The sequence below is a fragment of the Candidatus Lariskella endosymbiont of Hedychridium roseum genome, from assembly GCF_964020185.1.
Classification (GTDB): domain Bacteria; phylum Pseudomonadota; class Alphaproteobacteria; order Rickettsiales; family Midichloriaceae; genus Lariskella.
This window is the reverse complement of record NZ_OZ026538.1, coordinates 572,824-585,979: the sequence shown is the minus strand read 5'-3', so window position 1 is coordinate 585,979 and position 13,156 is coordinate 572,824. Positions and strand designations below refer to the sequence as shown.

Below are 13,156 nucleotides of genomic sequence, written 5' to 3'. Positions count from 1 at the left end.
AATAGTGCTTAAATTTTAAAGGATTCCACCTAGTTAAAAGGCTATATATTTCAAAGCCATATGGTAGATTAAGTACCTGATCTAGATTTTCTGTCTCTATTAATGGTATATCAACAGGTAGCTGTTTTTGATATGCATTTCCAGCTGAATCTTTAGAATCACCAGCAACATATATACATGATTTCATGCAATCATTACATATTCTATAGCCAGTAGCTGCCACCATCGGATTATCCACAACTGCAGTTGCAAGCGCACCGATTATATGTCCATGCTTTTTCAGATAATTCATAGCTGAAATCTTTTCTTCAAGTGGGCAACCGGTCAATTCTGTTGCTAAAGGATTGATTGCGAAATTCTTATCACTACAACTTTTATTTTTCGCGCCAATTGAGCAAAAATCCTTTTCTTGGTTGTGACAGTAGATGCAGTAATTTGCATTATACACTGAATGCTCAAGTGTTGTATCTTTTGAATGAGTTGTAAAATCTTCTCTAATTCTTGCATTTGTGTTGCATGCATTTATATCTATAAGGTTCTCATAATTTTTTTTATGTGGGATTTTGAAAAGTACGCTATTCTTATGCTGTGCACGACCATCTTCTGTTTGAAGTGCCCAAGCAGTGTATATTTCAGCAGCACTAATTAGATGAGCATTCCTCTCTTCATCTTTTTGCCACTCCGTCACAGATTCTGCAAAATTAATATCACTATCAAGCAGCACTCCTTCTTGTTTTAGTAAGACAATAGATTTTTCTATTTTAGAATATATAACCTCATTTGTTATACATAATTGCTTAGCTACGCGTCTTTGTACAAAATTTTTTTGACAAGATATTAATACTTCAAGTAGCAAATGTTTTTTTCTTATTACCTCTATTTCGCTTTCTATACCAAATAGCAGAGCGATAAATTTTTCTAGAAAAGGAGCAAGTTTTATAATCAAATTTTGCTCATCTTTTTTAGATAATTCGGCATTTCTTGCGGAAATCAACGCATCAAATGCAAATTTATCTGTATTATTTAGCAATTTTAAAAATTCTTGATCTAATATTTTTAAATTATCTAGCTTATAAAGGTCGCTTAATGAAATAGAAGATAATAGTTTCAGCATAGCTCCCACACCGCTTAATGAAAATACGTACAAGTAGTAACCCAATAGATTTTCTTCCTCCGGGCCGCAACACAGCTCACTTATACCACATCACAATGCAAAACCGTTAGATCATTTTACAAGAAAATAATTGTCTATGCTATAAGTTAAAATGGAATATATTAATTAAGATATTAGCAATACATCAAATAAAGCTGAGAGTCTTTATGAAGATACGCAGATATTTGGAATACAGCAACTAAATTAGACTTAATATTTCTGCAGCAGCTTTTTGACCAACTAAGATAGCATCAGATGCTTTAGCATGCAGCTTTGAGTAGATCATTTTTTTGCGATTGATCTCAAAGAATGAAGAGTTAAAGAAAATCTCATTGTCAACTAGTTTAGCATATGCAGCAATTGGAGTTGAACAATCCCCACCAAATGCTTTTAAAAATGCTCTTTCTGCCAAGATACAGCAGTGAGTTTCTGCATGATGAATTGATTGAAGTATTTCTATTACTTTATTGTCATCTATGCGACATTCAACACCTATAGCACCTTGACCTATTGCAGGAATAAATTTATCAACATCAAGCACTGCAGTTGCATGTTCCACCATATTCAGTCGTTTAAGTCCTGCAAGTGCTATTACAATTGCATCCACAACCCCATTATGTAATTTTCTGATTCTAGTTTCTATGTTGCCTCTTAGGTTTTCAACTTTGACCTGTTTATAGAAATTTTGCAAGAAAGCTCGTCTTCTGCTTGAGCATGTTCCGACTATTGCACCTTCATGAAGTTCCTCTGGTGATTTGGCATTTAAAGATATGAAAACATCTCTTGGATCCTCTCTTTCTAGAACGCAATCTATAATTAGACCTTCTGGAGTAACGGCAGGTACATCTTTCATAGAGTGTACTGCTATATCTATTTCTTTTGATATTAGTTGCATTTCTATTTCTTTTAGGAACAATCCTTTACCTCCAAGTAGATGCAAATCAGCTTGATATAACCTATCACCGGTAGTTTGAATCTTTACTATTTCGCATTTTATATCTGAAAAATTTTCTTGAATTTTATAGATAACAGCTTTAGCCTGTGCAAAGGCAAGCGGGCTCGCTCTAGTTCCAACTTTTAAAAGCATTACATTGCTTATCATTAAAGTTTTTAAGTATTATTCGATATTCTTTGGCTAATTTATAAAACTACCGCTTTTAAAAGCATTAAATATAATTCTAAATTCTATTTGCTCATTAAGTAAAATGCCTCAATCAATAAGGGACGCGTAATACTTCTCTTTTAGCCAGTCACAGTATACAAAAACTAAAGCAAAGATCAATATGAGTCATAATAAGGTTTCATTATATATTCATTGGCCGTTTTGTAGATCAAAATGTCCATACTGTGATTTCAATAGTCATATAGCAAGGAATATAAATGAAATTGAGTGGTTGGAAGCATATAAATTGAACATTGAATACTATTCTAGATATCTTGCGGAAAAAGAAGTGATAAGTATATTTTTTGGTGGTGGCACGCCATCTTTAGCTCCGCTATCGATCATCAGTGGAATTTTAGAGAAAATCGCTTCTTTATCCAAAATGTCAAAATATGTGGAGATTACATTAGAAGCAAATCCAACATCAGTTGAGAGCAGTAAATTTGAATCGTTTAGAACAATTGGTATCAACAGAGTTTCACTTGGTATACAAAGCTTTAATCAAAATAATCTGAAATTTTTAGGGCGCGAGCATGGCGTAGCTGAAGCGAAGAATGCAATTGAGATTGCTAGTAAACACTTCAGTAATTATTCACTAGACTTTATCTATGCACTTCCAGGTCAAACCCTAGATGATTGGGCATTTGAGTTAAATGAGATAAAGCATTACATATCTAAACATGTTTCGTTATACCAACTTACAATAGAGAAGGGTACTCCGTTCTTTAAGTCAAATAAAAATGGTGAATTTAAGATGCCGACAGAAGATCTATCAGCTGATTTTTATAATCTCACTCAAGATATTATGTGGAATATGCCAAGCTATGAAATTTCAAATCATGCAAAGCAAGGTTATGAATGTAAACACAATTTTGGCTATTGGAGATATAATGAATATCTAGGAATAGGTCCTGGTGCACATGGTAGATATGAGCAAAATGGCGTAAAATACGCAGCTCTTCAGCATCATAATCCAGAAATATGGCTTACAAAAAGTGTCAATGAGAAATCTGCTTTTCAAAGTATAACTCAACTTAGTATTGATGAAGTTCGAAGTGAGAAGATATTAATGGGAATGAGGCTAAAAGAAGGAATGGAACTTGGATTAATAACCACAACAAATAAACAATTTACTGCAGTGGAATTCTTAATAAATGCTGGAATCTTAGAATATAAAGAAATACTTGGTAAAACACATATTGCAGCAACCAGAAAAGGCTCACTCATGCTAAATAGAGTAGTTGAATTTATCATATAGTCTTTTATGTAATTTTTCATTAGGCACTGCTTGCATAAGTGCGCGCACGAGGATTCAAACTTATGATCGTCATATAATTTTGCGTAATGTCGATAATCAATTTTATATAATTTTTTGGAGAGATATTGTGAAATATAAGTGCTTATCAATTGCTGGATTTGATGGGTCAGGAGGTGCTGGTATTCATGCTGATATCAAAACATTTTCAGCTATAGGGTGTTACGGAATGAGTGTACTCACGAGTGTTCCTGTGCAAAATACGTGCGGCGTGAGAAAATGTTATGATTTGCCGCTTTTATGTATAGAAGAACAACTTGAAGCTATCTTTGATGATATAAGACCTGATAGCATTAAGATAGGCATGCTATTTTCTGGGGAAATAATTGAACTTGTGGCGAGTTTTTTAAGTGCTAGAGCAAAAAATATTCCAATTGTTTTGGATCCAGTGATGATTGCAAAAAGTGGAGATGCTTTATTAATGGATGATGCAGTGGATGCACTGAGAGTATCGCTAATTCCAATTGCTACAATAATTACGCCTAATATACCAGAGAGCCACGTTCTATGTGGAAAAAATAGCGAAGTTGAACTTTCTGCATCAACTTTGCTGGAACTCGGATGTAATGCGGTCTTGCTAAAAGGTGGGCATCAATTACTACCGGCTAAAGCGCGGTAGTTTGTGTAACGCTTGCAAAGCAGATTAAAAGCGTAAACGCTAAAACTCTGATATTCTAAAATCATCTTTTTTGTGATGTTCCTCATGCTGTTCTATATATTTTTGCACTTCTTCTGAATTCACATTGCCAACTGTCACAACAAAATACCCTCTGGCCCAAAGATGTTGTCCCCAATACCGCTTACGGAGCAGTGCAAATTCCTGTAGCAACTTACGACTACTTATACCTTTAATATATTGCACAGCTTTAGATATTGATATACTAGGCGGAACCAATGCTAATATATGTACGTGATCAGGACTCATACTGCCACTAATTATATTTATGTAATTAGCAGCACATATTTCTCGGATTACTTCCCTAGTTCTAATCGCAACTTGCCCAGTTAAAACTCTATACCTATACTTAGTACAAAATACTATATGATACTTTAGGTCATATAGGCTGTGGGATCATCTCCTATATTCCATTCGTCCTCCCTTAGCACATTTCCTAGATAACTAATACTAAAGTGTTCGCCTAAAGGCGAGGGTGTTAACCATATCACATATAACTACATAAAACAAGAATTCTTTGATACAGCTATGCGTAAAAAGATTTATACATCATTGGATGACTTGCAATTAGATCTTGATATTTGGTTAGAATATTTCAACAATGAAAGACCTCATTCTGGTAAATATTGTTATGGAAAAACACCTATGCAAACTTTTTTGGATAGTAAAAAGTTAGCTGTGGAAAAGAATAATGAAATCTTGTATCTCAGTTACATATCTGACAGTCAAAACTTAACTGACAAGCAGATATAAAATTTATAACTGTCTGTAAGATCAAATCTTGACTTCTACAGTTTATATCCAACAACATGCAAAAAATACGCCGTTTTATAGTCTATCCGTCAAAAATTAAATGTATAAAAATTAGCTTTTAGAACTGCCCTACGCTAATTTTCGGATATATAATTTGCCTATACTTGCAAATACTACTTTAGATACTACCGCTCAAAATCCATAAGGTTTTGAGCAATTTTGCCGCTTTTTCTGCTGGATTTATGCGCACCATAACTGCTTGCAATCAAGATAAACCATATGTTCCTTAGAATTATGACACAGGCGACTTTATACTGATTATACTATGGTTTATCACTATTCAATTGCAGAATTATAGAAGATAAACTTTGCCATTCTGGAGATTGAAACAATACATCTAGTTCTTTGCCATTTATCATTAAGTAAATGACCATCTACATTAAATGTACATGACATGTTTAAAGGTGCTTTTTGAGAGTACGCATGCTCTAAATCACAAGCAAGTGATATATTCTTTATGTTTAAAATAGGATATAGTACTTCATACAGCTCGCTTCTTGCTGCTTTAAGATTTGGTAACATATTGGAAGCAAATTGGTATAATACATCGAAAGCTTCTGTTAAATAAATATCATTGTCACTGTGTTTTTTTGCTGTCAAAATATTTAGGTTTAGCGCGAGAGAGTCAGAACTTACAAATTTAATATCAAGTTTTTCATTAAAATGCTTATCATTTGCAGTAAGTATTATATCTATATTACAATATTTGAGAGTTTTCACAATTAGATAGAAGTATGATATGATCACTTTTTTAAAAACTAAAGAGTGGTTTTATGGTTTGTTGTAAGGGATGTTGCTCTGATAGCTTGGTAAAAAATGGCATTGTGAGGGGGTGTACAGCGTTATAAGTGCAGATCATGTTCTAAATTTTGTTGAGGGCGATCTGGGCAAGAAGCCTCAAACAGCTGTTAAGAAAGCATTATGCGTTATGCTATATAGTCTTGGTAATGGCTCTTTTTCTATGTTATGCAAGATATTAGGGCATTCGCCGTCCATAATTTATCGCTGGGTAGTAGAGGCGATGGGCAAGACTCAGGAGCCAGTTGTCTCTTCGGATATTATGGAGATGGAATTCGACGAGATGTGGCATTTTATTGGTTCAAAAAAAACAAGCTTTGGATCATTAAGGCAGTTGATCGTAGTACAAGGAGAACAGTTGCCTGGGTTACAGGCAATCGTGATACTGCAACATTCCAAAAGCTCTACAACAAAGTGAGTCATCTGAAGGAATGTCATTTTTATACGGATGATTGGGATGCTTTTTCTAAAATTTTACCCAAAGAGCGTCATATAGCATAAGTGACTAAGGTGCTGACAATTTAATTGTATTAAAAACAGCATCATAAAGAGTATCAAATAAATCTATAGTTTTTCTAATTTCATTTTTTATCTTAAACCAGTAATGCTCTATAGGATTTAAATCAGGAGAGTAAGTTGGTAAAAATAATATGTAACAACCCACAGATTCAATTAACTCTTTCACTTTAGGATTCTTATGGAAGTTAATGTTATCCATAACAACAGTTTGTCCAGGTTTTAATTCTTTAATTAACATCTCCCTAATATAAGCTTCAAAGACCTCTTTATTGCAATTACCCTCAAATATTACGGGAGCAATAAGATTACAATTACAAAGACCAGCTATCATACTTATTCTAGTTTTATGTTGATACACCTTTTCCCCATAGCACCTTTCTCCTAAAATACTACAACCATATCCTTTACAAGCATTATCTTCTATTCCAGATTCATCAAGATATACTATTTTATCTCTTGTGATGGTTTTTATCTTTTCAATAAATTCATGTCTTAACGGAATATCTCTTTTCGGATGAAGATGAGTTTTTTTTATAGCTATAACCAAGTTTTTTTATCGCCTGTAAGATCGTTGTAGGTGATATATTACACCACTTCTTTGCTAGTTCTTTTGATGTCATAGCAATATTTAATTCAAAAAATTCTTTAAAATCTTCTAGATTTTTGATCTTATGACTGTGACCTTTTTGATAACCACTTGTTGCTTTCAAAGAACCGTGCTTATCTTGCAGAATTTTCCACTTATAGATAGTATCACGACTCACTCTAAATAGTTTACTCACTTTAGTGATTCTTGCACCATTTTCTAATGCTTCTATTACTCTTACCCTAAGTTCTATTGGATATGCTCTTGCCATAATTTTATGCTTTTTATTTCATACTCACTTTTTATATCTTAATTCCTAACTTTTGTCAGTATCTTAGTCACTTATGCTATACAATTGGAAAGTCTGGCACAGTATGTATCGAGAGAGATAATAGCAACACGCGACATCATTTATGCCGAATGACACGGCGCACTAAAATCGTTTCTAAAAAAGAGTCAATGGTATACAGATCCATCAAGCTTTGGTGCGCTCTTACTATTACACAAATATTCAAACAATATCAAGAACAGCTCTTATCTATCTTTATGTGAAAACTCTCAAATAAATTTTTGTGGAAAAGTGAAATGTGCAAAAATTAGCTTTTAGATCTGCCATGCGCTAATTTTCGGATATATTAATTGGTCCTGTGCTGCGCGCAAACACTACTTTTGCAACAATCCTTTTTGTTTGTTTTTAAATGATTCTTTTATCATTTTTTTGGATTGTTGCACTTCGTTTTAGAATGCAAGGCGCGTACTAATTAAATACCAACTATTCATACCTGCGGTATACTGAAAACTATAAAGTCGTTGCGTCATAGCTCTAAGAAGCTGAGGACTTATCTCGGCCTGCAAGCGGTTATGATGCGCCGCAAGTCCAGCAGAAGAAGTGGTAAAATTGCCAAAACCCTTATGGATTTTGTTAAGCATTGCCAAGCTAATTTTTGTACTTTTTGGCGGATAGACTATTTCCTTTAAGAAAAACTATCGATATAATCTATAAGTGGAATATAAGATTTAGTTTTTTCAGAATATGTAAGTATCTCTCCCTTTTCTATATCAAAAAACCATAAGTGTATGCTCAGCCTCTGGTTTACGACTTGCTCACGAATCCAAGGAAAAGTTAAACAATTGCTATAAGATTTATGCAAGGCTAATTTTGCATAATCATCTGTACTATGAATGATGCACTCATCTTCTGGCTTTATTATAGATACCCAATTCGTAATAAAATCATTAGTATTTTTATATGCACTACTCAATAAAGCTTGTATTCCACCACATTTACTATGCCCCAGTAATATTAAATGCCCAACTTCTAAGAAACAAATACCAAATTCAAGTGCAGCGCTAGTACCGTGATGCGCTTCATCTTTCTCATAATGTGGCACAATATTTGCAACATTACGTACCACAAATAGCTCACCAGGATCACATTGTAATATCAGTGCTGGATCAACTCTTGCATCACAACAAGATACTACCATGACGTCAGGTTTTTGCCCATATTGAGATAATTGTCGCATAACTACGCTATCATTTAGCACATGCTTTTCTCTAAATGCGTGATAGCCACTAAGTACTTCTCTAAAACTCCTTCTCATCTAAGAATATCTTTTATTTCATGTTATATTTGCAGCAGCACTATTAAAATAACAACACTAATTTGTAAAATATACATTGTATTATATGTATAATTCATAGTTACAAAGTCTATTACCATATGGTAAATTCTTAACTGCGGCTATGTGGTGCTGTGAACCAAGTAATTCTGCAAGCCTTTTTTGCTTAATGCTCCATATTACTTCATTAATTTTTTTGAGAATATGTAACAGTATTTGACGAAGAAATTCACTTATAATCTAAAAAAGCATAGTCAAAATACTTCTTATGTATTGTGCTTATATGCTGCTTTGCACTCTTTCCAATTCAAAAGTATATAACTAGCAGAAGCTAATATAATCAACCATCCTCATCCTTGATTTCAATAAACATATCGCCACAAAATCCTTAGTTATCCCATAGTTTATCTATATCATATTGCAACCTCGTCTCTGGCTGAAATATATGTACTATAACATCCTTTATATCTATCAGAACCCACTTTCCTGTATTAAGTCCTTCTATATTAAAACCATCACTGGTGTGAATTTTTAATTCTTGCGAAAGATTGTCAGCTAATGATTTAACATGTCTCATAGAAAGGCCAGATGCAATTATCATATAGCGCGCTATATCTGTCTTCCCTTCTAGATCTATGACATGTATTTCTTCAGCTTTATCTGCATCTAACTTTTGTACAGTTATATCTCTGATTTTTTCAGCTGTATACATGGTATTTGAAGTAGCTTTTGTATCCATCTTATTTAATCTATTACTCTCTATACTATATTCTATTGAATGATTTTACACAAATTTATATGGTATATGCAAAATACAAAAACGGTCGCGATGAATTGCAGACTGTTAAACAAAAATTTATAAATATGAATGCAAATTTTTTTCTAGAAAAAGCAATTAGTGAATACCAAACAAATGCATTTGAAATATTTTACTTCAATCTTTTTGAAAAAGAAGAACTCGAATACGTCACTAGTTCTATAATCTAATTTAAGTTACTTGACACTATATAGGCATGTTTCTTATCTATAATCCTGTAACCAAAAGTCATTATGTAAGCCTTTTTAGTCTAATATTCCATATTACTTCCCGGATTTCTTTACAAATATGCAAAAGTATTAGGCGCAGAAATTAACTTGTACTATCAAAAATCATGCAATCAAAATCCGTGCGCGCGCTTGCTTAAGGTAGCGCCATATCAAAATACTTTTTAGTATTCACAATCTTTGAGTTTTAACTGCGTCAGTTCTTATAAATGAGACCAATTGTATACCAAAGCGTGCCATACTTCAAGTGCCGCGTTATATTGAAATCCAAATAGCTTTTATAGCATAAATCTTAGGATTTATATGGATTGCATGCAAGCATTAGACGGCGCGTACTACTTGTACTCTCAAAAATCATGCCATGAAAATCCATAAGATTTTTGGCAATGTTGCCACACATAAATCATGCGCTTTTTAGAGCTATGATGCAGGCAACTACCTAATGTTTTTCGATATTCTGATTGCGCAACTAAGGCACTTATTGGATTTAGCACTGCTTCATCTACTCATGTTCTAGCTCTTCATTTAATAATATAATACATAAAATTGAAGGAACTGATAGCATGCTAGAAAATACAAAAAAATACGTCCATCCAACATTAGAAGCTATAACACCAGAAAATGAACAAAATATCGCTCTTGACATGCCAGATAGCGCTATAAGGATAGAATAATGTGTAGCAAAAAATCTTGAATCGCGACAAAGGAAGCACATGTAATGTATTAATGTGACATTACAAATGCTGCTGCAAAAACTTTCTGCTATGGAGACAGATGCCATCAAAAAGTCGTTTTTGACGCTGTTTACAAGAATTATGAATAATAGATTAGTAACTGCAGCCATAACCTCAGCTACAAGTAACACCTTCCAAAGCTTTGCAATTTTTAACAAATAAGCACCGGCAACTGTTCCAAAAGCAACTCCTATAACACTACTAACTTGTGAAAAACCAGCTATCTCTGGCTTAGAAAAGCCTATCTCTGTCAAAAATGGGATCAGCATTACATCTATAAATCCATCACTTAGCTTATAAAACGATACAACCGGTATGATATAATGTAAGCGAGGGATTTGAGAAACTGTGGAAAATGCATTATATACATTAGTGCGGAACCAACCGCCAAATGATGATATACAATGATCACCTCTTACTCTTTTATCATCTCTTGAAAAGAAAAGAGTCACCATACATACTAAAATTGGTATGATCATCACTAGAAAAACCAACCGCCAAGATATAAAAGAAGCAAGATATAAGCAAAAACCTCCAGCAAATAAAAACCCAACTCTAAAACCCCAAATTACAACTGGATTTCCAATAATCAACTTTTCTCTGGAAAATAGCTCCATCTTATATGCTTCAAGACATATATCATAGGTAGCACCAAAAAGTGATATTAGAAGAGTAAGTACAAACAGGCTCTTAATGTTACTCACGTCAAAAAAAGCTACAAATACCATACAGATGATCAATAGCACCTGCATAGATATCATCCATTCTTTTCTAGCACCAAAGTTTTCGGGAAATACTTTAATTCGACAAGAATCTACTAAATATGCCCAAACATATTTGAACGAATACGGCAACATTCTTAAAGAAAGAAGGCCTATAACTTCCAGAGAAACAGCGTGATCATTCAATAATGCAGTCACTGTAAGCACAAGCAACCCATATACAACACCACTACTTACGCTCATTAAAAAGCCGGTGATATAGCGATTTATAAACGCTCCGTTAAAGATAATACTCATAAGCTGATTTAATGAGCTAAGCTTAACATCTCTCGACTAACATCTCTTTAATCGATGCAATCGCCTTTGCAGGATTTAAATGTTTAGGACATGTCTTAGCACAATTCATTATTGTGTGGCAACGATAAAGACGCATAGAATCATCAAGAAAATCCAACCTTTCATCTCTAGCCTCATCTCTACTATCAACAAGCCATCTATAGGCTTGTAATAGTACAGCAGGCCCAAGGTATTTATCCCCATTCCACCAGTAACTCGGGCAACTAGTTGAACAACATGCGCATAGGATGCACTCATATAGACCATCCAACTTCGCTCTATCAGACTCAGACTGCAGCAGTTCAACACCTGAATGCGCTTCACTTTTATTTTGCATCCAAGGCTTTACTGACGTTAATTGTTTATAAAAATTTGATAAATCTGGTACCAAATCCTTTACAACAGGCATATGTGGAAGTGGATAAACTTTTACATCACCTTTTATCTCATCTATATGCTTAATACACGCAAGTGTATTAGTTCCATCTATATTCATTGCACAACTACCACACACTCCTTCTCTGCAAGAGCGCCTAAAAGTTAATGTGCTGTCTATTTCATTTTTTATATATATGAGCGCATCCAATACCATAGGACCATACTTTGTAGGGTCTATTACATAAGTATCTAATGTAGGATTCTCTCCCTCATTCCCAGCATATCTGTATATTTTAAATGTTCTAGAAACAGCACTATCTGAGCAAGAATATTCTTTACCCTTCAGAACTTTAGAATTTTTTGGCAATGTAAAATGAACCATAGACTACCCTAAAAACACTAGATGATATAAAAACATACACCATATATAGCGGATAGTATAACTTTTACGGGAAATGAGCAAATATTTTATGGCAATTGATAAATTTTGTCACCTTACACTAGCTCAGGAAATGAACCGGTAATTATACGCTGTATACTTAGATCATATAGAGTAATAGCTCTTCTGATATGGCCAAATTCCTCTAATGCCAACCTCTCAGATGACAAAAATCTCTCAGTATCAACTCCTCTATAGATAGCAGTATTAAAATACCTAGCTTTTAATGCAATTTTTTTTAAATAATCAGGTGTTGCAAGCAATCTTTTATCGCTTTGACTCAAATTATATAAGTCAATACCTCTAAAATTACGAGCTGATATGCAAAGATCCGCACTGTCTTTCACAATATATTGTAAACTATCCATCCATATCCTGAATCCCAAATACTTGAAAATTTCTATTTCCCACTGATTAGGTAATAGTAATATTTCCTTTCCATCCACATACCAATATTTCTTAGTTTGCAATACATCCTCTTTTTTACCTATAAAATGTATTACACATTCATCAGAAGAAATATTGATATCCTGCAATAATTTGATAAGAGTCGAAGCCCAAAGTAACGTGTCAGGAAAATCTTTTAACGCAATGAATATCGGATTTTCTTTAGGGAATACTAGTTTAAATTGCTGGATCTGCTGCTCTAAATTTAATGGATTATTAATTGGATCAAATAACAAATCCCCAAATAAATTCATAGAGCCAATAACATATATCAGTTTTGCATTTTCTATACTCAAGATTCTTTTGATGCCCATAATATGACCTATATGCATGGGCTGTCTTCTACCTATTGATATTATATATTTAGGTGAAACTAAACTGACATCACCTACATTATAAATATATTCCACAA

The 13,156-nt window shown here is 33.6% G+C and carries 7 protein-coding genes; 1 reads left to right on the top strand and 6 read right to left on the bottom strand.

Annotated elements, in window-relative coordinates:
- Positions 1–6,422 precede the first annotated feature (6,422 nt).
- Positions 6,423–7,293, bottom strand: a protein-coding gene (locus AACK98_RS02895; RefSeq protein ID WP_339042166.1) for an IS630 family transposase whose coding sequence is annotated in 2 segments (ribosomal slippage) — positions 6,423–6,968 and positions 6,970–7,293 — 870 coding nt in all. Because the reading frame shifts where the segments join, the coding sequence is not laid out codon by codon here.
- A gap of 149 nt (positions 7,294–7,442) precedes the next feature.
- Here AACK98_RS02895 and AACK98_RS02890 point away from each other — a divergent pair.
- Positions 7,443–7,574 (top strand): hypothetical protein, encoded by a 132-nt coding sequence (locus AACK98_RS02890; RefSeq protein ID WP_339042164.1) that lies wholly within the window; start codon positions 7,443–7,445, stop codon positions 7,572–7,574.
- A gap of 422 nt (positions 7,575–7,996) precedes the next feature.
- Here AACK98_RS02890 and AACK98_RS02885 read toward each other — a convergent pair whose 3' ends face one another.
- The 5 genes from AACK98_RS02885 to AACK98_RS02865 form a co-directional block, all read right to left on the bottom strand.
- Positions 7,997–8,626 (bottom strand): carbonic anhydrase, encoded by a 630-nt coding sequence (locus AACK98_RS02885; protein ID WP_339042162.1) that lies wholly within the window; start codon positions 8,624–8,626, stop codon positions 7,997–7,999.
- A gap of 406 nt (positions 8,627–9,032) precedes the next feature.
- Positions 9,033–9,383 (bottom strand): ribosome silencing factor, encoded by a 351-nt coding sequence (gene rsfS, locus AACK98_RS02880; protein WP_339042160.1) that lies wholly within the window; start codon positions 9,381–9,383, stop codon positions 9,033–9,035.
- Positions 9,384–10,190: 807 nt separating this feature from the next.
- Positions 10,191–11,441: an MFS transporter gene (locus AACK98_RS02875; RefSeq protein WP_339042158.1), complete on the bottom strand. Its 1,251-nt coding sequence runs from the start codon at positions 11,439–11,441 to the stop codon at positions 10,191–10,193.
- A 22-nt stretch (positions 11,442–11,463) separates the two neighbouring features.
- Complete coding sequence (locus AACK98_RS02870; RefSeq protein WP_339042156.1) at positions 11,464–12,240, bottom strand: succinate dehydrogenase iron-sulfur subunit; 777 nt, start codon at positions 12,238–12,240, stop codon at positions 11,464–11,466.
- A 113-nt stretch (positions 12,241–12,353) separates the two neighbouring features.
- Positions 12,354–13,154 (bottom strand): hypothetical protein, encoded by an 801-nt coding sequence (locus AACK98_RS02865; RefSeq protein WP_339042154.1) that lies wholly within the window; start codon positions 13,152–13,154, stop codon positions 12,354–12,356.
- Positions 13,155–13,156 lie beyond the last annotated feature (2 nt).

Coding starts and splice junctions, on each gene's coding strand:
- AACK98_RS02890 (WP_339042164.1), top strand. CDS start 7,443: ATGACACGGCGCACTAAAATCGTTTCTAAAAAAGAGTCAATGGTATAC.
- AACK98_RS02885 (WP_339042162.1), bottom strand. CDS start 8,626: ATGAGAAGGAGTTTTAGAGAAGTACTTAGTGGCTATCACGCATTTAGA.
- rsfS (WP_339042160.1), bottom strand. CDS start 9,383: ATGGATACAAAAGCTACTTCAAATACCATGTATACAGCTGAAAAAATC.
- AACK98_RS02875 (WP_339042158.1), bottom strand. CDS start 11,441: ATGAGTATTATCTTTAACGGAGCGTTTATAAATCGCTATATCACCGGC.
- AACK98_RS02870 (WP_339042156.1), bottom strand. CDS start 12,240: ATGGTTCATTTTACATTGCCAAAAAATTCTAAAGTTCTGAAGGGTAAA.